Origin of the sequence: Sphingomonas sp. RIT328 (assembly GCF_000632225.1) — a bacterium.
Lineage (GTDB): Bacteria > Pseudomonadota > Alphaproteobacteria > Sphingomonadales > Sphingomonadaceae > Sphingomonas > Sphingomonas kyungheensis.
Genome location: NZ_JFYV01000028.1, coordinates 20751 through 39409, shown reverse-complemented (window position 1 = coordinate 39409; position 18659 = coordinate 20751). Strand labels below are relative to the sequence as shown.

14 protein-coding genes and 1 pseudogene are annotated in these 18659 nt (G+C 69.5%); 11 read left to right on the top strand and 4 right to left on the bottom strand.

Annotated elements, in window-relative coordinates; translation table 11 throughout:
- Nucleotides 1-207: pseudogene (locus tag BW41_RS13175) on the top strand (DNA-processing protein DprA); the annotation flags it as partial.
- 102 nt (nt 208-309) lie between these two features.
- Nucleotides 310-2910, top strand: coding sequence for a type I DNA topoisomerase (topA, locus tag BW41_RS13170; protein ID WP_037534984.1), 2601 nt, complete (start codon nt 310-312; stop codon nt 2908-2910).
- A 39-nt stretch (nt 2911-2949) separates the two neighbouring features.
- Here the strand turns inward: topA and BW41_RS13165 are convergent, their stop codons facing one another.
- Complete coding sequence (locus tag BW41_RS13165; RefSeq protein WP_037534983.1) at nt 2950-3633, bottom strand: type 1 glutamine amidotransferase domain-containing protein; 684 nt, start codon at nt 3631-3633, stop codon at nt 2950-2952.
- Nucleotides 3634-4003: 370 nt separating this feature from the next.
- Nucleotides 4004-4717 carry an FRG domain-containing protein gene (locus tag BW41_RS20615; RefSeq protein WP_081793088.1) on the bottom strand — a complete coding sequence of 238 codons (714 nt, stop codon included), beginning with the start codon at nt 4715-4717 and terminating at the stop codon, nt 4004-4006.
- 298 nt (nt 4718-5015) lie between these two features.
- Here BW41_RS20615 and BW41_RS13160 point away from each other — a divergent pair, with 298 nt between their 5' ends.
- Nucleotides 5016-5534, top strand: a complete 519-nt coding sequence (locus BW41_RS13160) for a hypothetical protein (protein ID WP_051583488.1) — start codon at nt 5016-5018, stop codon at nt 5532-5534.
- Here the strand turns inward: BW41_RS13160 and BW41_RS13155 are convergent.
- Both BW41_RS13155 and BW41_RS13150 read right to left on the bottom strand, forming a co-directional pair.
- Nucleotides 5513-6592, bottom strand: coding sequence for a glycosyltransferase family 2 protein (locus BW41_RS13155; RefSeq protein WP_037534982.1), 1080 nt, complete (start codon nt 6590-6592; stop codon nt 5513-5515). The genes BW41_RS13160 and BW41_RS13155 overlap by 22 nt on opposite strands.
- The gene (locus BW41_RS13150; RefSeq protein ID WP_037534981.1) at nt 6589-9072 is read right to left on the bottom strand and encodes a DegT/DnrJ/EryC1/StrS family aminotransferase; all 2484 of its coding nucleotides are present in this window, start codon (nt 9070-9072) and stop codon (nt 6589-6591) included. Before BW41_RS13150 ends, BW41_RS13155 begins: the two co-directional genes overlap by 4 nt.
- A 193-nt stretch (nt 9073-9265) precedes the next feature.
- Between BW41_RS13150 and BW41_RS13145 the strand changes: the two genes are divergently transcribed.
- From BW41_RS13145 to BW41_RS13110, 8 genes are all read left to right on the top strand, one after another.
- Entirely contained in the window at nt 9266-9739 is a 474-nt protein-coding gene (locus BW41_RS13145; RefSeq protein WP_037534980.1) for a MarR family winged helix-turn-helix transcriptional regulator, read from the top strand.
- Nucleotides 9736-11139 carry an efflux transporter outer membrane subunit gene (locus tag BW41_RS13140; RefSeq protein ID WP_037534979.1) on the top strand — a complete coding sequence of 468 codons (1404 nt, stop codon included), beginning with the start codon at nt 9736-9738 and terminating at the stop codon, nt 11137-11139. Before BW41_RS13145 ends, BW41_RS13140 begins: the two co-directional genes overlap by 4 nt.
- Nucleotides 11136-12296 carry an efflux RND transporter periplasmic adaptor subunit gene (locus BW41_RS13135; RefSeq protein ID WP_037534978.1) on the top strand — a complete coding sequence of 387 codons (1161 nt, stop codon included), beginning with the start codon at nt 11136-11138 and terminating at the stop codon, nt 12294-12296. Before BW41_RS13140 ends, BW41_RS13135 begins: the two co-directional genes overlap by 4 nt.
- Nucleotides 12297-12417: 121 nt before the next feature.
- On the top strand, nt 12418-13959 hold the full coding sequence (locus BW41_RS13130; RefSeq protein ID WP_037534977.1) for a DHA2 family efflux MFS transporter permease subunit: 1542 nt from the start codon (nt 12418-12420) through the stop codon (nt 13957-13959).
- A 69-nt stretch (nt 13960-14028) separates the two neighbouring features.
- The gene (locus BW41_RS13125) at nt 14029-14739 is read left to right on the top strand and encodes a response regulator (RefSeq protein ID WP_037534976.1); all 711 of its coding nucleotides are present in this window, start codon (nt 14029-14031) and stop codon (nt 14737-14739) included.
- A gap of 166 nt (nt 14740-14905) precedes the next feature.
- Nucleotides 14906-16216: an ATP-binding protein gene (locus BW41_RS13120; RefSeq protein ID WP_037534975.1), complete on the top strand. Its 1311-nt coding sequence runs from the start codon at nt 14906-14908 to the stop codon at nt 16214-16216.
- 136 nt (nt 16217-16352) lie between these two features.
- Nucleotides 16353-17051, top strand: coding sequence for a carbonic anhydrase (locus BW41_RS13115; RefSeq protein ID WP_037534974.1), 699 nt, complete (start codon nt 16353-16355; stop codon nt 17049-17051).
- Nucleotides 17048-18565, top strand: a complete 1518-nt coding sequence (locus BW41_RS13110; RefSeq protein WP_037534973.1) for a SulP family inorganic anion transporter — start codon at nt 17048-17050, stop codon at nt 18563-18565. Before BW41_RS13115 ends, BW41_RS13110 begins: the two co-directional genes overlap by 4 nt.
- Nucleotides 18566-18659: the final 94 nt, after the last annotated feature.

Below are 18659 nucleotides of genomic sequence, written 5' to 3'. Positions count from 1 at the left end.
CCCTACGCCCCGCCGCCGCCCGCCGAGGCGAGCGACGCGGACCGCAGCCGCATCGCCGCGCTGCTCGGCCCGGTGCCGACGCCGGTCGACGAACTCGTCCGCCAGAGCAGCCTCACCCCGGCGATCGTCCAGACGGTGCTGCTCGAACTCGAGCTTGCCGGGCGGCTGGAGCGGCATGCCGGCGCGCGGGCGAGCCTGGTCGGCTGATCGCCGCCGCCCGTTGACCTTTTCGCCCCGGCCCCCGACTTGACGGCGACACCCGCCGCTCGCCACCCTCGCGCGTACACGTAAGGACGCTATTCAACCGCCATGCAGCTCGTCATCGTCGAATCGCCCGCCAAGGCGAAAACCATCGAAAAGTATCTGGGCTCGGACTTCCGCGTCCTCGCCTCCTACGGCCATGTCCGCGACCTGCCGGCGCGCGACGGTTCGGTGAACCCTGACGACGGCTTCGCGATGGAATGGGAGAATTACGCGGACAAGTCGAAGCAACTGAAGGCGATCGCCGATCTGTCCAAGACCGCCGACCGCCTGATCCTCGCCACCGACCCCGATCGCGAGGGCGAGGCGATCAGCTGGCACGTGCAGGAGGTGCTGCGCGGGCGCAAGGCGCTGCCCAAGGACGTGCAGCGCGTCACCTTCAACGCGATCACCAAGCCCGCCATCCTCGCCGCGATGAAGGCGCCCCGCGAGCTCGATACCGATCTGATCGATGCCTATCGCGCCCGTCGCGCGCTCGATTACCTGGTCGGCTTCACGCTGTCGCCGGTGCTGTGGCGCAAGCTGCCCGGCGCCAAGTCGGCGGGCCGCGTCCAGTCGGTCGCGCTGCGCCTGATCGTCGGCCGCGAGCGCGAGATCGAGGCATTCAAGGCGCAGGAATATTGGTCGGTCACCGCGCAGATGGAGCAGGACGGCACGCCCTTCCTCGCCCGCCTCGTCCAGTGGGACGGCAAGAAGCTCGACCGGCTGTCGATCGGCACCGAGGGCGACGCGCTCAAGGCCAAGGCGGCGGTCGAAGAGGGCCGCTTCTCGGTGCAGAGCGTCGAGACCAAGCCGGCGACGCGCAACCCGCCGCCGCCCTTCACCACCTCGACGCTGCAGCAGGAGGCGGCGCGCAAGCTCGGCTTCTCCGCCGATCATACGATGCGGATCGCGCAGGGGCTCTACGAGGACGGCGCGATCACCTATATGCGGACCGACGGCGTGCAGATGGACGGCAGCGCCATTTCCGCCGCGCGCCTCGCCATCGCCAACCGCTATGACGCGGGCTACGTCCCCGACTCGCCCCGCCAGTATCAGACCAAGGCGAAGAATGCGCAGGAAGCGCATGAGGCGATCCGCCCGACCGATTTCGGCAAGGACCGCGTCGGCGGCGGCGATCATGCCCGCCTGTACGACCTGATCTGGAAGCGCGCGCTCGCCAGCCAGATGGCGTCGGCGCGGATGGAGCGCACCACCGTCGAGATGGCGGACGGCACCGGGCGGCACGTGCTGCGCGCGACCGGGCAGGTCGTGCTCTTCCCCGGCTTCCTCGCGCTCTATGAGGAAGGATCAGACGATACGCAGGACGAGGAGGCGCGCCGCCTGCCGCGGCTGCGCGAAGGCGATGCCCCCGCCAGGAAGAGCGTCGATGCCGAACAGCATTTCACCCAGCCGCCGCCGCGCTTCTCCGAAGCGAGCCTCGTCAAGCGGATGGAGGAGCTGGGGATCGGCCGCCCGTCGACCTATGCCTCGATCATCAAGACGCTGAAGGACCGCGCCTATGTGCGCGTCGAGAAGAACCGCTTCTTCGCCGAGGAATCGGGCCGGCTGGTCACCGCCTTCCTCGAACGCTTCTTCGAGAAATATGTCGGCTTCGACTATACCGCCGAGCTGGAGGAAGAGCTCGACGACGTGTCGGGCGGGCGCGCGCAATGGCAGGCGGTGCTCGACGCCTTCTGGCGCGACTTCAAGCCGCGCACCAACGAGGTGATGGAGCAGCAGCCCTCGGCGATCACCGCCGAGCTCGACCAGTTCCTCGCCCCCTATCTCTTCCCCGACAAGGCGGACGGATCGGACCCGCGGCTCTGCCCCAAGTGCGAACAGGGCAAGCTCGCGCTGCGCGGCGGCAAGTTCGGCGCGTTCATCGCCTGCTCCAACTATCCCGAGTGCAAATACACCCGCCGCTTCGCCCAGCCCGGCGGCGAGGCGGGCGAGGACAGCGGCCCCGAAGGCCTCGGCAAGGACCCGGCGACCGGCCTCGAGGTCGAGCGCAAGTCGGGGCGGTTCGGCCCGTACATCCAGCTCGGCGAGGGCAAGGAGGCGAAGCGCGCCTCGATCCCCAAGGACCTGCCCGGCGAGCTCGACCTTGAATGGGCGCTCAAGTTGCTCAGCCTGCCGCGCACGATCGGCACGCATCCCGAGACGGGCGAGCCGATCACCGCCTCGATCGGCCGCTACGGCCCCTATCTCGCCCACGCCGGCAAATATGCCCGGCTGCAATCGACCGCCGAGGTGTTCGAGACCGGGATGAACGCCGCGGTGGTCAAGCTCGCCGAGGCGGCGGCGGGCGGCGGCCGTCCGGCCCGCGGCGCGGCGCGCGCGCCGTTGCGCGAACTCGGCAAGCACCCGCGCACCGAGGCGGAGATCAAGCTGATGGAGGGGCGCTACGGCCCCTATGTCACCGACGGCGAGACCAATGCGACGCTGCCCAAGTCGATCACGCCGGAGGCGCTGACGCTGGAAGAGGCCGCCCAGCTGATCGACGACCGCGCCGCCGCCGCCCCCGCCAAGGGCAAGAAGAAGGCGCCGGCCAAGAAGGCCGCGGCGAAGAAGCCGGCGGCCAAGGCGCCCGCCAAGGCTGCGGCCAAACCGGCGGCGAAAAAGGCCCCGGCGAAGAAGCCGGCGGCCAAGAAGGCCGCGGCGGAATAAGACGGCGACCGGCCAGCACGCCGGTCGGCGCCTCCTGCCTCAGCGCGGCGCGATCATCGCCAGCAGCCGCTCCGCCGCCTCGGCGGACGAGGCCGGGTTCTGACCGGTCACGAGGCGGCCGTCGGCGACGACATAGGACTGCCAGTCGGCGCCGTGCCGATAGTCCGCGCCATGGTCGCGCAGCATGTCCTCGACGAGGAACGGCACGACCTCGGTCAGGCCGACCGCGGCTTCCTCGCTGTTGGTGAAGCCGGTCACCGTTCTTCCGGCGACCAGCGGCGTGCCATCGGCCGCCTTAACGTGGCGCAGCGCCCCCGGCGCATGGCAGACGAGCCCGACCGGCGTGTCCGCCGCCAGCGTCGCCTCGATCAGCCGGATCGACGTCGCGTCCTCCGCCAGATCCCACAGCGGACCGTGACCGCCGGGATAGAAGACGGCATCGAACTCGGCCGTGGAGACATCGGCGAGCGGCACCGTCGCGGCGAGCGCCGCCTGCGCCTCCGCATCGGCGAGGAAGCGCCGCGTCGCCTCGGTCTGCGCATCGGGCGCGTCGCTCTTCGGATCGAGCGGCGGCTGGCCGCCCTTGGGCGAGGCGAGCGTGATCGCGGCGCCGGCATCCTTGAAGACGTAATAGGGCGCGGCGAGCTCTTCGAGCCAGAAGCCCGTCGGCTTGCCGGTGTCGCCGAGCCGGTCGTGCGAGGTGAGGACGATCAGGATGTTCATGCGAGGCTCCGTGGGAAGGATTGTCGGCCGAGCATATGGTCACGGTCTTCGCCGGTTCCAGCCGGCGGCGGGGGCTTGCTGCGTCGGATCGCTTTACGGCCGCGGGAATCTGACTCGTTAGCGGCGGCGGGAGATGAGGATGCGCCTTACCGCCACGCCGTTTCCTGGCTAACGCTCGTTTGATTATTCTGGACAGCGCCGATCCAGCCATGATCCTGCTACTGTGACACGCTACGCAGGGAGAACCAACCGCGCGCAATAATGCAGGTCGGGCAGGCGTGACATAATCGTGTGACCGGGCAAGTTGGGATACGGGGGTAAATCGACCCTCAAAATAGTCCGATTACTCTCTCGCATATCTCTAACATTTTTAGGCCGTAGGCGGCTCAGGAACATCAGTGAGGGTCAATGTAAGTGAGCGTCCAAGCTGCTCTGTCTTTAGCGTCTCAACGAGGTGTCCGATATCGTAGAGGAGCCTGTCTCCCGCAATCCCCAACTTCTCCAACTGATTTAGAGTCACCGCCTTCAAGCTAGCGGGCACTGTGAACAGCCGTCTTCTATTATAGCTGTTGATGTCATTTTCCGTATGAAGCGTAAGCATACTATCCTGCGCCGTTGATCGAACGTTCTTTCCTACAGCATTGATAATGAATGGCTTGCTGCGATTAGCTGCGAAGGGGCTGATCGTAAGGGTATGGTGAGCTTTCTCAAACTGATTGATGCTCGTAATCCAAACGCAGCCGTCTTGGTCTATCATCGCTTTATCATCACAAGCAAAGAACAGCGCAATTAGTGGGCTAGTAGTCCAATCAAGCAGGGTAGTTGGCAATCCAAAGTGTTGCGCAAGTACCAGCCACTCGATGTCATCAGTAGGTGTTGGGGATGCGAATCTAGCTGCGCGCCACTTCCACTCATCGAGCCTATGCTGATTACCTATGCCAAGCCATCTTCCACGAAACCATGAGGGGATCGGCTCCCATTCATAGTTAGCTTGACCCCGGTATATCGCGTTCTTCTTACCCTCGAAGGCAAGGCGATCCATATAGTCGCGGATCAACTTCCAACCATCTGCCATGCTGGCCATGCTGCCGCCCCCTCCGCTATCTTAGCCCAGGGGTAACTCTCCACGCTTGTCACGGCTAGTACAAAGGCCTGATACAATCGTCCCGACGCTCTTTCAGAAAACCGCGAAAATCTGCCGTTTTTGGTGCCAACCGTAAAATCCTCTTCTGGGCATCAACCTGCATCTCAACCAATCTACCCAGATACCCCCCACGGCCAAGCCTCCCCCTTGAGGCCGCCCCGGCGGCGCCCCTTGCGTCCCCCACCCGAGCCTGCGACCAAGGCTAGCGAAGCCCGCCAGTGGCGCCAAGGAGTCCAGGATGCACCCCCACCGCCCCGCCCGCCATGCGCGCGCCTGCGCCGTAGCCCTCGCCCTCGCGCTTGCCGCCTGCTCGGGCGGCGAAACCGCCAACAATGAATCGAGCGGCGGCAGCGCCGCGGTCGAGCCGACGCCGACCAACCTGACCGACGATCCGCAGAACAGCGTCGTGCCGGTCGCCGCGCCCAGCCCCTCGCCGGTGGCGACGATCCCGGCCGGTTTCCAGGGGCATTGGGGGATGGTGGTCGAGGATTGCGACCGGGCGGGCGGCGCCGACAAGGGCGTGCTGACGATCACCGGCAACCGCCTCACCTTCTTCGAATCGCGCGGCGAGGCGACAGGCATCCGCGAGCTCCGCAGCGACCAGATCGCCTTCGACCTGCCGCTGAGCGGCGAGGGCATGACCTGGCAGGAACCGACGACGCTGACGTTGCTCGATGCCGGCAAGACGCTGGTGCGCGAGGCCAAGGGCGGCCCCGATCGCGCCGGCTCGTTCCGCTACAGCCGCTGCCCGGCCTGATCCGCCGCGCGCCGCTCCTGCGCGCGCCGCAATGCGCCGACCGCGGCGCACCAGGCCAGCGTCTCGATCCCGGCATAGCCGAGGCCGAGATGCGGCGGCCGCGCGCGCACCACGTCGCCGAGCCGCACCGCGCCCGATCGTAACCCGGCGCGCCCGATCCGCGCCCAGCGCCGCGCCGTTTCCCAGCGGATCAGCTGGCGGCTTTCGGCGTCGGGCCGCTCCTGCGCGAGGAAGGCGGTCTGCAAGGTGGTGATGCCGGCGCCGAGCCGTTGCAGCGTCGCGCGATCGGGCACCGGTACCCCGCCCATATTGTGCAGCACCAGCAGCCGCGCCAGTTCCTCCGCCGCGGCGACGCCGAGCACCGCGGCATGGCGTTCGGCGAGCACGCGCATCGCCGACTGGCGCATCGTCTCGGTAAAGCGCTGCGACGCGCCGGCGGCATGCTGGCGATAGCGGAGCAGCGGCATGTCGAGCCGCGCGATCCGCCCGAACGCGCCGACGCGGTGGTAGAGGTCGAAATCCTCGGCATAGAGGATCTCGGGCCGGGTGAACGGATCGAGCGCGCGCGCCACCTCGCTGCGCACCATCACCGTCGACCAGACCAGCGGATTCTCGATCCAGCTCAGCCAGGCGATCAGATCGGGCGTGGTGTGCGAGGCATAATGCATCGCCGAGACGCGGCCGTCGCGCAACTGCTCGGCCTGCGCGCCGACCAGCACGACGTCGGGATGCGCGTCGAGATAGGCGACCTGCCGCGCCAGCCGTTCGGGCAGGCAGAGATCGTCCTGGTCGAGCCCGGCGATGAACCGGCCGCGCGCCGCGGCGACGCCGCGATTGCGGGTGCGCACCGGGCCGCCGTTGACGTCATTCTCGATCAGCCGCACGCGCGGATCGGCCCAGCCGCGCACCAGATCGCGCGTGCCGTCGGCCGAACAATCGTCGACGACGATCGCCTCCCAGTCGGTCAGCGTCTGCGCGGCGAGCGAGTGCAGCGTGTCGGCGAGGAAGGCCTCGCCATTGTAGCCGGGGATGACGATCGAGACGATCGGCGCGGTCATGCCGCCTCCTGCGCCTCCCGTTCGAGCAGCTGGTCGACGATCATCTGGCCGACGTCATTCTGCCACAGCCACAGGCCGTTGGCCTGGCCGCGGAAGCTCGCCTCGCCGCCGAGCCGGCCCCAGGGAACGAAGCCCGCCGACAGGCCGATGCCGAACGCGCCGGGCACCGGCCGGTCCTGCGCATCGAGCAGGCGGCAATGGCGATCGACCATCGGCCGCCCCGCCTGATGCGCCAGCGCGATCGGCGCGCCGTCGCTGCCGAACAGCGGCACCGCGCGCGGGCGATAGCCGAGCGCGCCGATCACCAGATCGGCATCGGCGATGAGTCCGCGCGCCGCGGCATCGTCGTCGCCGGCGATGCGATGCGAGGCGACGCGCGGATCGGGCACCCGGCCGCCAAGCGACAGCATGCGCAGCACCAGCTCGCGCGATTCGAGCCGCAGCCCGGCGAGCCGCAGCACGAAGCCGCTGACCGGGCAGATATCGTTCTCGTCGAAATCGGTGAAGCCGTCGGCGTGCGCCGCGGCGACGTTGGGATAGAAGGGCTTGAGCGGCTGGCGGTGCAGCAGCGTCACCGCGCCCGCGCCAAAGGCGAAGCCCGGCTGAGCTTTCAGCAGCAGCACCGCCGCGGCGATCGCGCTGGTCGAGGCGCCGATGATCGCGACGCGCGGTGCGGCGATGCCGCGCAGCCGCTCCACCGCCTGTTCGACGCCGCCGAGCCGCAGCAGCGCGTCCGAGCGCATCAGCCGCTCGCCCGCCAGCGCGATCAGCGGCACGCCGGCGACGCGCTGGGCGGCGACCTGTTCGTCGGTCTGATAGCCGCCGGTCGCGATGACGACGTTGCGCGACACCAGGCTGCGCGCGCCGCCGGCCCCGTCGCGCACCGTCGTCTGCCAGCGGCCGTCCGGCGTGCGCTGAACGCGCTCCGCCTGATGCCCGGTCAGCACCGATCCGCCGTGGCGCGTCACGATCTCGGCCAGCCGGTCGGCGGTGACCGAGAGCAGCGGCGCGGTATCGACCAGCGGCGCACCCAGTTCGGCGACATAGCGGCTCATCAGCTGCCCGGCGGGATGATGTTCGAGCGCGGCGAGTTCGGGATGCGGGTTGTTCTTCACCGCCGACAGGAAGGTCTCCGCCGTGGTGTCGGAGCGGATGGCATAGGCGCCGAGCTCGCCCGCCCCCATCCGCGCGCGCGACTCGACGATCGCGAAGCCCGCCTCGACGAGCGGTGCAAGCTTGCCCTGCTTGCTCGCCGCGGTCAGCATCGCGGTGCCGGCGGGACCGCCGCCGATCACCACCGTCGTCAGATCGTCCATCGCCGCTCCCTGCCGCTGCGATCCCTGCCGCGCCGCCTCGCGCGCCAGCACGCGGTGCAGGCGCTCGGCGATCACCGGCGCGTCCGCCGCCTGCATCGCATCGGTGATCGGCAGGCTCAACATCCGTCCGCCGATCGCATCGGCGACCGGGGTCGGCTCGATCAACGCGGTGTCGCGGAACAGCGGCTGCTGGCCGATGTGCGGGCTGAAATATTGGCCGACGCCGACGCCCTCCGCCGCCATCGCCGCGACGATCGCATCGCGCCGCGGCGCGAGTGCGGGCGGCAGCAGCACCGGCATGAACTGCGTCGCCTGCCGCCGACCGCAGCTGCGCTGCATCGTCAGATCGGGCAGTGCGGCGCGATAGGCGGCGTCGATGCCGGCGCGATGCGCACAGACCGTGTCGATCTCGGCGAGCTTGGCGCGCGCCATCAGCGCGATCACCTCGGGCAGCTTGGCGTTGATCCCCGGCAGCGTCGCGCTGCGGCCCCGCTCGAAGCCGAAGTTGATCATGCCGCGCATCTGATCCACCTGCGCGGCATCACCGCTGTAGATCAGCCCGCCCTCGGCGACCGAGAAGGTCTTGGTCGCATGCATCGAATAGACGATCGCGAACGGCGCGCCGGTGCCGAAGCCGCGCCCCGCCGCATCGATCGTGCCGAGCGACGCCGCCGCATCGATCACCACGCCGACCCGATAGCGTGCGGCGAGCCAGGCGTAGCGGTCGAGATCGATCGCGGTGCCGAAGGTCGCATAGGGCACGATGACGCCGATCCGCGCGCCGTAGCGGGCGAGCAGCGCCTCTTCCTGCTGCGGGTCGGCGGTCCAGCCGTCTGGCTCGATGTCGCAGATCAGCGGGGTCAGTCCCGCCCATAACGCCGCCTGCGCGGTCGCGGCGAAGGTCAGCGCCGGCATCAGCGCGAGGCTATCCGCCCGCGGCCGCAGCCCGGCCGCCTGCCGCAGCGCGACCATCAGCCCGAGCGTCGCATTGCCCACCGCGAGGCAGGCGCCGCTGCCGCCGAACAGCCGCTCGGTCGCCTCCGCCTCGAACGCGCGCACCTCGGGGCCGTTGTTGCTGAACACGCCCGAGGCCTCGATCCGGCGGAGATCGTCCGTCATGGCACTGAGTCGCGGCGGCTGCGGCGCGATTAACGGAAATTCCATATCGGCGTCCTGCGAAATCTACCCTTCGGCCTAGTCCAGCAGCCCTAAAAAGGAGTTAGCACCGAATCACGCCGACCGCCGCAGGATAAGACGCCGGAATGGCCGCGATGCGGCGCAGCGGAAAAATGCTGCATTGCGAAACAGTTCGTAACAAGCGATTGACTGCCGAGGCAACCATTGCCAAGGCAACCTTATGGCGCATTACTCCGAGCATAATTTCACGCCCGAAAATTCGATCGGCTATCTCGTCCGCCGGTCGGAGCAGCTCGGCACGATCGCGCTCGAACCGATCTTCAGCCGCGCCGGCCTCACCAAGACGCAATGGAGCGCGCTGGTCTCCCTGCATTTCAACGGTGCGCAAAGCTGTGCGGAGATCGCCCGCGACCTGTGCCACGACAAGGGCGCGATCACCCGGCTGGTCGATACGCTCGAGGAGCGTGACTGGGTGCGGCGCGACCGCGAGAGCGGCGAGGATCGCCGCGTCATCCGCCTGATCCTGACCGAGGCGGGCGAGCAGATCGCCTGCGCCGTCCGGGACGAGGTCGTCCAGCTCTGGAACCACTGGCTGAAGGACTGGGACGCCGCCGATGTCGACCGGTTGACCGAGCTGCTGCGGCGGCTGCGCGACACCATCCAGAATGGCCCCGAACAAGGCACTCCAGCGTGACCACCAAGATCCTGCCGCCCGCGGCGCTCCTTCTTCTCGCCGGCTGCGCGGTGCCGGCCAGCCCGCCCGCGGTGCAGGCGGTCGCGCCCGCGTCGCTCGGCCTCACCGGCGCGCCGGCACCGGCGATCGCCGACAACTGGTGGACCGGCTTCGGCGACCCGCAGCTCGACCGGCTCGTCGCAGAGGCGACCGCGGGCAATCCGACGCTCGACGCCGCGCTCGCCCGTATCGCGCAGGCACAGGCGGTGCTGTCGAGCCGCCGCGCCGACACCGGCCCCGACGTCTCGCTCGACGCCAACGAACAGGTGCAGCGCCTGTCGGGCCGCTACATCATCCCGCCGCCCTATGGTGGGTCGGTGCGCTTCGTCGGGACGACGCAGGCCAATCTGAGCTGGAACCTCGATCTGTTCGGCCGGCAGAAGGCGGCGATCGCCGGTGCGCGCGCCTCGGCCGAGGCTGCGGCGCTCGATCTCGCCGCGGCGCGGCTGGCGATCGCCGGGTCGGTGGTGCAGACCTATATCGACCTCGCCCGCGCCGAGGCGGAGGCGACGATCGCCCGCCGCACCATCGCGACCCGGCAGCAATCGGTACGCCTCGTCGCCATCCGTATCCGCAACCGGCTGGCGAGCAATCTGCAGGCGACCGCCGCGCAGACGCTGCTCGCCCAGGCGCAGAGCGCGCTGGTGCGGGCGGAAGGCGCGCGGGCGCTGGCGGTGAATGCGCTCGCGGCGCTTGCCGGGCGCGGGCCGGACTATGCCGCAGCGATCGTCCCCACGACGGTGCAGCTCGACGCCGCTTTGCCGCTGCCCGCGCAGGTTCCCGCCGACCTGCTCGCCCGGCGGCCCGACATCGCCGCGGCGCAGGCGCGGATCGCCGCCGCCGCCGCCGGCCGGCAGGTCGCACGCCATGCCTTCTATCCCAACGTCAACCTCACCGCGCTCGCCGGCTTCCAGGCGATCGGACTCGGCAATCTCGTCAGCCTCGACGCCGGCACCGCCGGCGCCGGTCCGGCGATCCACCTGCCGCTGTTCGACAATGGCCGGTTGAAGGCGGACCTCGCCGGCGCGACCGCGGCGCTCGATCTCGCCACTGCCGATTATAATGATCGCGTCATCGGCGCGGTGCGCGACGCCGCCGATGCGATCGCGCTGGTCGCCAACCTCGCCGAACAGCGCGCCCGCACCGCCGAGGTGGTGCGCGGCTTCGGCGAGACCAACCGTCTCAATGCGATCCGTGTCGCCAGCGGCCTCGATAGCAAGCTCGACCTCGTCGACAACGACGTCCGCCTGCTCGATGCGCAATTGACCCAGGCCAATCTCGCCGCCGATGCGGCCCGCCAGCGCGTCGCGCTGGTGCTGGCGCTCGGCGGCGGCTTCTCTCCCCAGGAACCCCGCCGATGACCGATACGCAAGCGTCCGCGCCCCTCCCGCCCGCCGGCAAGCCGCAAGCCCGCCGCCGCGGGCTGCTGATCCTCGGCATCGTCGTGGCGATCGGGCTGATCGCCTGGGCGGTGTCGCACTTCCTGCTCGCCAAACCCGCCGAGGAGACCGACGACGCCTATGTCGCCGGCGACGTCGTCGCGATCACCGCGCGCGATCCCGGCCAGATCACCGCGATCCACGCCGACAATACGCAGACGGTCAAGGCCGGCGCGCCGCTGCTCGACCTCGACCCGGCGACCGCCGACGTCGCGCTCGCCTCGGCCGCAGCGGAGCTCGCCCGCGCGGTGCGCGCCACCCGCGCCGACATCAGCAAGGTCGGCGAAAGCGGCGCGGCGGTGGTGCAGGCCGAGGCGCAGCTCTCCGCCGCCACTGCCGATTATGCGCGCCGGCGCGGTGCCGCCGCCCAGGGCGCGATCTCGGGCGAGGAGCTCGCCCATGCCGCCGATGCGGTCAAGGTCGCGCGCGCCAACCTCAACCTCGCACGCAGCCAGCAGGCGCAGTCGCGCTCGACGGTGCAGGGCACCGACACCAGCACCAACCCCGCGGTGCTCGCCGCCGCCGCCGCCTATCGCCGCGCCGCGATCATGCGCAGCCACATGCACATCGTCGCGCCGATCGACGGGGTGGTCGCGCAGCGCACCGTGCAGATCGGCCAGCAGGTCGCCGCCGGCACGCCGCTGATGGCGGTGGTGCCGCTGTCCAAGGTGTGGGTCGACGCGAACTTCCGCGAGACGCAGCTCAAGGATCTGCGCATCGGCCAGCCCGCGACGGTGACCGCCGACATGTACGGCGACGACATCGTCTTCCACGGCAAGGTGATCGGCGTCGGCGCCGGATCGGGCAACGCCTTCGCGCTGCTGCCGCCGCAGAATGCCAGCGGCAACTGGATCAAGATCGTCCAGCGCGTGCCGGTGCGGATCGCGCTCGATCCGCGCGAGCTGAACGCCCATCCGCTGCGCGTCGGCCTGTCGGTCAATGCGACGGTGGATACCGCCAATCGCTCGGGCGCGCTGCTCGGCCAGCCCGCGGCGCAGGCCTATGCCGGCCGCGCCACCGACGGCAGCGATCCTGCGGTCGAGGCGCGCATCCGCCAGATCATCGCCGCCAATCGTTGATGTCGCCTCCGCTGCCCCCACCCTTTGCCGCCCCCTCTCCCGATCGGGAGAGGGACGTTGCCCGCCCGGCGCAGCCGGGTGGCAAGGGTGAGGACGGCAAGTCCGTCTGGAACATCCTGTAATGGCCACCCAAGCCCAAGGCCCCGCCCCGCTCGTCGGCGGCCAGCGCGCGCTGATCGCCTTCGCGCTCGCGCTCGGCACGTTCATGATGGTGCTCGACAGCACGATCGCCAACGTCTCGCTGCCGACGATCGCCGGCAATCTCGGCGTCTCCAGCGACAATTCGACCTGGGTGATCACCGCCTTCGCGGTGGCGAACGGCGTCGCGGTGCCGCTGACCGGCTGGCTGATGGGGCGGTTCGGCGTGGTGCGCACCTTCTGCACCGCGGTGGCGGCGTTCACCGTCGCCTCCTTCCTGTGCGGCATCGCCTGGGACCTGCCCTCGCTGATCGCCTTCCGCATCCTGCAGGGCGCCTGTTCGGGGCCGATGATGCCGGGCAGCCAGGCATTGCTCATCTCGATCTTCCCTCCCGACAAACGCTCGACCGCGCTCGGCGTCTGGTCGATGACGACGCTGGTCGGGCCGGTGATGGGGCCGATCCTCGGCGGCTATATCAGCGACAATTACCATTGGAGCTGGATCTTCCTGATCAACCTGCCCTTCGGCCTGTTCACCACCCTGGTCTGCTGGAACGGCCTCAAGAGCCGCGAGACGCCGACGCGCAAGCTGCCGATCGATACGGTCGGGCTGATGCTGCTGGTGCTGTGGGTCGGTTCGCTGCAGATCATGCTCGATCTCGGCAAGAACGCCGACTGGTTCAACGATCCGGCGATCTGCGTGCTCGCGGTGGTCGCCGCGGTCGGCTTCGTCGCCTGGATCATCTGGGAGCTGACCGATGCCAACCCGGCAGTCGACCTGTCGCTGTTCGGCAACCGCAACTTCCTGATCGGCACGCTCGTCTTCTGCCTCGGCTATGCGGTGTTCTTCGCCAACACGCTGATCCTGCCGTTGTGGCTGCAGACGCAGCTCGGCTATACCGCGACCTGGGCGGGGCTGATCGCGGCGCCGAGCGGCGTCGTCGCTGTGGTGATCTCGCCGCTCGCCGCGCGGCTGTCGGGCAAGGTCGATGCGCGGCTGCTCGCGACCATCTCGTTCGTCGCCTTCGCCGTCTCCTATTGGATGCGGTCGAATCTGGTCACCGGCGCGACCGTCTTCGACTTCATGCTGCCGCTGCTCGTCCAGGGAATCGGCATGAGCATCTTCTTCCTGGCGATGGTGACGATCCTGCTCGACGGCATCGCCCCGCCGCGCATCCCCTCGGCGACGGGCATCTCCAATTTCGGGCGGATCGTCGCAGGCTCCTTCTCCGCCTCGATCATCACCACCGCCTGGGACCGGCGCGAGGCGCTGCACCAGAGCCGCCTTGCCGAGGCGATCGGCAGCGGCATGCCGTTGCAGATGGCGACCGAGACCCTGCAGCGGCTCGGCGTGAATGCGGTGCAGGCAAGCGCGATGATCACCCGCCAGATGGTCAATCAGGCGTATCTGCTCGCCTCGACCGACCTGTTCCGCCTGTCGGCATGGCTGAGCGCGGCGATGATCGTCCTCGTCTGGTTCACGCGTCGGCCCAAGGGCGGGCACGGGCCGGTCGCGGCGGACTGAGCCAGCGCGAGGAACGGAAGGCCCGGCCGCGGTTGACCGCCCCGGCCGGTGTGCCTACCTCTCGCGGTCATGACCGCCCCCACCATCCTCCTGGTAGAGGACGATCCCGCCCTCCGCACGCTGACCACCAGAGCGTTGCAGGAAAACGGTTATCTCGTCCGCCCCGCGTCCGCCGCGCCCGAGATGTGGCTGGCCCTGGAGGCGGGGCCGGTCGATCTCATCCTGCTCGACATCATGCTGCCGGGGACGAGCGGCATCGATCTCTGCCGCGCGCTGCGCCAGAAGAGCGAGGTGCCGATCATCTTCATCAGCGCCAAGGGCAGCGAGACCGACCGCGTCGTCGGCCTCGAACTCGGCGCCGACGATTATATCGCCAAGCCGTTCGGCAGCCGCGAGCTGATCGCGCGAATCCGCGCGGTGCTGCGCCGCGGCTCGCTGGAACGCAGCCCCGGCGAGCGCGAGGAGGGCGTGCTGACCTTCGACGGCTGGCAGGTGACGCTGCCGCGCCGCGAGCTTACCTCGCCGACCGGCGCGGTGGTCGACCTGACCGGCGCCGAGTTCGACCTGCTCGTCAGCCTCGCCGATCACGCCGGCCGGGTGATCGCCCGCGAACGGCTGATCGAGCTGTCGCGCACGCGGTTGGGCGACAGTTCGGATCGCAGCATCGACGTGCTGATCAGCCGCCTGCGTCGCAAATTGTCGAGCGCCGGCAAGGATGCGCCGATCATCACCGTCCGCGGCGTCGGCTATATGCTCAACACCGAGGTGACGCGCCGGTGACGGCGGGGGTGCCGGCCCGACATCCTGCGTTCGCTCTGCGTCTGTCTGTGAGCGGGTTGGCGCCCATCTCCGCCTCGCCTGTGCCACGATGGGCTTCGACAGGCTCAGCTCGAGCGGTGGCGGCCCGGCGCCCTCGCCCCGCCGCCCCCTGCCCCGCCCCAGGCCGATGACCCGCTTCGTCCGCCCCTCGATCGGCCTGATCGGGCAGATCGTCGCGATCCTGCTGCTGACGATGGTGATCGAATTCGGCGTCAGCACGATCCTCTACGAGCGCGCCAGCCAGTTCGCGGTGCGCGACGACGAGGCGCGGCGGCTCGCCGAGCATCTCGTCATCGCACGTCGGCTCGTCGCCGAACAGCCGCCGGCGCGGCGCGATGCGATGGCGGAGGATCTCACCACCGAACGCTATGCGCTGCACTGGCGGCGCGACCTGCCGCCGCCGCCGCCGATCGCCCCCGCGCTCGACAGCATGCGGCATCAGGTGATCGAATGGGAGCCGACGCTCGCCGCCACCGACCTGCGGCTCAAGCTGACCTCGCCGGGGCGCAGCTCGGTCGTCACCGGCGGGTTACGGCTGCCCGACGGCAGCTGGCTGTATTTCCGCACGCTCGAACGGCTGCACAATATGGAGCTGGCGACCGAGCGCATCCTGCTCGCGCTGATCCCGGCGCTCGGCCTGATGCTGATGGGCGGGCTGCTGATCCGCCGCGCGCTGCGGCCGATGCGCCAGCTCGCGATCGCCGCCGATACGCTGGGCGATGCCGAGCATGACCCGATCCCGGAGGCCGGCCCCGGCGAGGTACGCCGCGTCGTCGCCGCGTTCAACCGGATGGCGGCGCGCATCCAGCGGCTGATCGTCGACCGCACCCAGGCGCTCGCCGCGGTCGGCCATGATCTGCGCACGCCGCTCCACCGGCTGCGGCTGCGCGCCGATGCGGTGGGCGACGAGGCGACGCGCGCCGCGATCCAGCGCGACATCGGCGAGATGGAGGCGATGGTCAATTCGCTGCTCGCCTTCCTCGGCGGCGGCAGCGATCCCGAGACGCCGGTGCTGATCGATCTTGCCGTGCTCTGCGCGACGCTGATCGACGAGGTCGAGGACCGCGGCCTGCCCGGTCGCTACGAAGGTCCGGCGCATTGCGAGGTGGTAGTCCGCCCGCTCGCGCTCAAGCGCGCGCTCGGCAATCTGATCGACAATGCGCTCCATTATGCGGGCAACGTGACGCTGCGGCTGGACAGCGAGCCCGCCGGCGTGACGATGATCGTCGAGGATGACGGCGCCGGCATCCCGGAGGATCAGTTGCGCAGCGTGCTCGAGCCCTTTGTCCGGCTCGATACGGCGCGGCCGCGCGACACCGTCGGCTTCGGCCTCGGCCTGCCGATCGTCGGCCGGATCGTCGAGGCGGAAGGCGGTACGCTGACGTTGTCCAACCGGCGCGAAGGGGGCCTGCGCGCGGCGATCATGCTGCCGCGCTGATCCAGGTTGGCGCGAAAGCCGGCCAAACGATCCCCCGGCAACATAATAAAACATCCCCGCTGCGGAGCGGCAAGCCGCGCGCGCTATCGCTCGTCGATCAACTGCGGCGCCCGCCGCAGGTTCGGGAGCAACCAGCGTGAACGAAGTCATCGGCCGCGTCCTCAGTTTCGAAAAGAAGGTCTTCCAGGACCAGCAGGCGCTCTATTCGACGCTGGCGCACGACGGCCAGTTTCCGAAGGCGCTGATGATCTCCTGCGCCGATTCGCGCATCGTCCCCGAACATATCATGCAGGCGCAGCCCGGCGATCTGTTCGTCTGCCGCAACGCCGGCAATATCGTCCCGCCCTTCTCGGCGCATACCGGCGGCGTGTCGGCGACGGTCGAATATGCCATTTCGGTGCTCGGCGTGCGCGACGTCATCGTCTGCGGCCATTCGGACTGCGGCGCGATGAAGGGCCTGTCGGGCGATCCCGCCGCGCTCGCCGCGGTGCCGACCGTCGCCCACTGGCTCAAGCATGGCGCCGCCGCGCGGCAGGTCGTCGACCAGAGCTATCCCGACCTCACCGACGGCGAGCGCATCCGCGCGCTCAGCCTCGAGAACGTCGTGTCGCAGCTCGCCCATCTGCGCACCCATCCCTCCGTCGCGGCGGGGATCGCACAGGGGCATATCACGCTGCACGGCTGGTTCGTCGACATCCATGAAGGCGTCGTGCTCGGCCTCGACGGCATCAGCGGCCGGTTCGTGCCGATCCGCGAGGGCGATGCCTTCCCGGTCGCGCTCCACGCCGCGCCGCGCCGCGCCTCCGACGTCGCCTTCGCGGATGCGGCGGAATGAACCGGCTGCGCGCGCTGCTGCCGAGCGGGCCGACGGTCACACGTGACCTCACCGCCTCGATCGTCGTCTTCCTCGTCGCCATGCCCCTGTGCATGGGCATCGCTGTCGCCTCGGGCGTTCCCGCCGAAAAGGGCCTGATCACCGGCATCATCGGCGGCATCGTCGTCGGCGCGCTCGCCGGATCGCCGTTGCAGGTCAGCGGCCCCGCCGCCGGCCTCGCCGTCGTCGTCTTCGAGCTGGTCCGCGATCAGGGCCTGTCGGCCTTGGGGCCGATCCTCGTCCTTGCCGGGCTGATCCAGGTCGTCGCCGGCATCGCCCGGCTCGGCGGCTGGTTCCGCGCCATCTCGCCCGCGGTGGTGCACGGCATGCTCGCCGGCATCGGCGTGCTGATCGTCGTCGGACAGTTCCACGTCCTGTTCGACGCCAAGCCGCTGCCGAGCGGCCTCCAGAACCTCGCCGCCGCGCCCGGCCGGCTGTTCGGCCTGTCGCCGAGCAACATCGCCGCGACCGAGATCGCCTTCGGGGTCGGCATGCTGACCATCGCCGCGATGCTCGGCTGGGAGAAGTTCCGCCCCGCGTCGCTGCGCCTCGTTCCCGGCGCGCTGGTCGGCGTGCTCACCGGCACCTTCGTTGCGCTTGCCTTCGGGCTCGACGTCGCCCGCGTCAACGTGCCCGAATCGATCGCCGGCGCGGTCGCCTTCCCCGGCGTCGGCCTGTTCGCCAAATGGGCCGATCCGTCGATCATCACCGCGGCGCTCGCCATCGCCTTCATCGCCAGCGCCGAGACGTTGCTCTCCGCCGCCGCCGTCGATCGCATGCACGACGGCGTCCGCACCAATTACAACAAGGAGCTGCGCGCGCAGGGCATCGGCAATCTGCTCTGCGGCCTTGCCGGCGCACTGCCGATGACCGGGGTCATTGTCCGCTCCTCGGCGAACGTCCAGGCCGGCGCGACCACCCGCCTGTCGACGATGTTCCACGGCTTCTGGATCCTCGGCTTCGTCGCACTGCTGCCCTGGGTGCTGCGTGAGATCCCGATGGCCGCGCTGGGCGCGATCCTCGTCATCACCGGCTGGCGGCTGGTCAGCCTCGCCCATGCCCGCCACCTCTTCTCGCATTACGGGCCGCTGCCGGCGCTGATCTGGCTGGCGACGCTGGTCACCGTCGTCGTCGCGGACCTGCTCACCGGCGTGCTGGTCGGCATCGGCCTGTCGATGCTCGAGCTGGTGCCGCACCTGCGTCGCCTTGGCCTCAAGGTGTCGGAAGGCGCACAGGGCGGCGCGCATGCGATCAACCTGTCGGGGTCGGCGACCTTCGTCTCGCTGCCCAAGCTCTCCGACACGCTGGAGCGCGCGCCGGCGGGCACGCCGGTCCGCCTCGATGTCACCGGCCTGTCGACGGTCGACCATACCTGCGCCGAGCTAATCAAGGACTGGTTCCAGCGCCGGCGCGCCGCAGGCGACACGATCGAGGTGTTCGGCGCGCGTGGCAAGACTGCCGCACTCGCCCACTGATCCCCGCCCAGCAATGTTTCGTTACAGGAAAGCAGCTTTTTGGCCATAATGCCGCGGTAGCGAAAGGGCGTCCGAGCAAGACCGGTGCCCCTTC

Coding starts and splice junctions, on each gene's coding strand:
- BW41_RS13160 (WP_051583488.1), top strand. CDS start 5,016: ATGCACCCCCACCGCCCCGCCCGCCATGCGCGCGCCTGCGCCGTAGCC.
- topA (WP_037534984.1), top strand. CDS start 310: ATGCAGCTCGTCATCGTCGAATCGCCCGCCAAGGCGAAAACCATCGAA.
- BW41_RS13110 (WP_037534973.1), top strand. CDS start 17,048: ATGAACCGGCTGCGCGCGCTGCTGCCGAGCGGGCCGACGGTCACACGT.
- BW41_RS13155 (WP_037534982.1), bottom strand. CDS start 6,592: ATGACCGCGCCGATCGTCTCGATCGTCATCCCCGGCTACAATGGCGAG.
- BW41_RS13150 (WP_037534981.1), bottom strand. CDS start 9,072: ATGGAATTTCCGTTAATCGCGCCGCAGCCGCCGCGACTCAGTGCCATG.
- BW41_RS13130 (WP_037534977.1), top strand. CDS start 12,418: ATGGCCACCCAAGCCCAAGGCCCCGCCCCGCTCGTCGGCGGCCAGCGC.
- BW41_RS13125 (WP_037534976.1), top strand. CDS start 14,029: ATGACCGCCCCCACCATCCTCCTGGTAGAGGACGATCCCGCCCTCCGC.
- BW41_RS13145 (WP_037534980.1), top strand. CDS start 9,266: ATGGCGCATTACTCCGAGCATAATTTCACGCCCGAAAATTCGATCGGC.
- BW41_RS13120 (WP_037534975.1), top strand. CDS start 14,906: ATGACCCGCTTCGTCCGCCCCTCGATCGGCCTGATCGGGCAGATCGTC.
- BW41_RS13165 (WP_037534983.1), bottom strand. CDS start 3,633: ATGAACATCCTGATCGTCCTCACCTCGCACGACCGGCTCGGCGACACC.
- BW41_RS13135 (WP_037534978.1), top strand. CDS start 11,136: ATGACCGATACGCAAGCGTCCGCGCCCCTCCCGCCCGCCGGCAAGCCG.
- BW41_RS20615 (WP_081793088.1), bottom strand. CDS start 4,717: ATGGCCAGCATGGCAGATGGTTGGAAGTTGATCCGCGACTATATGGAT.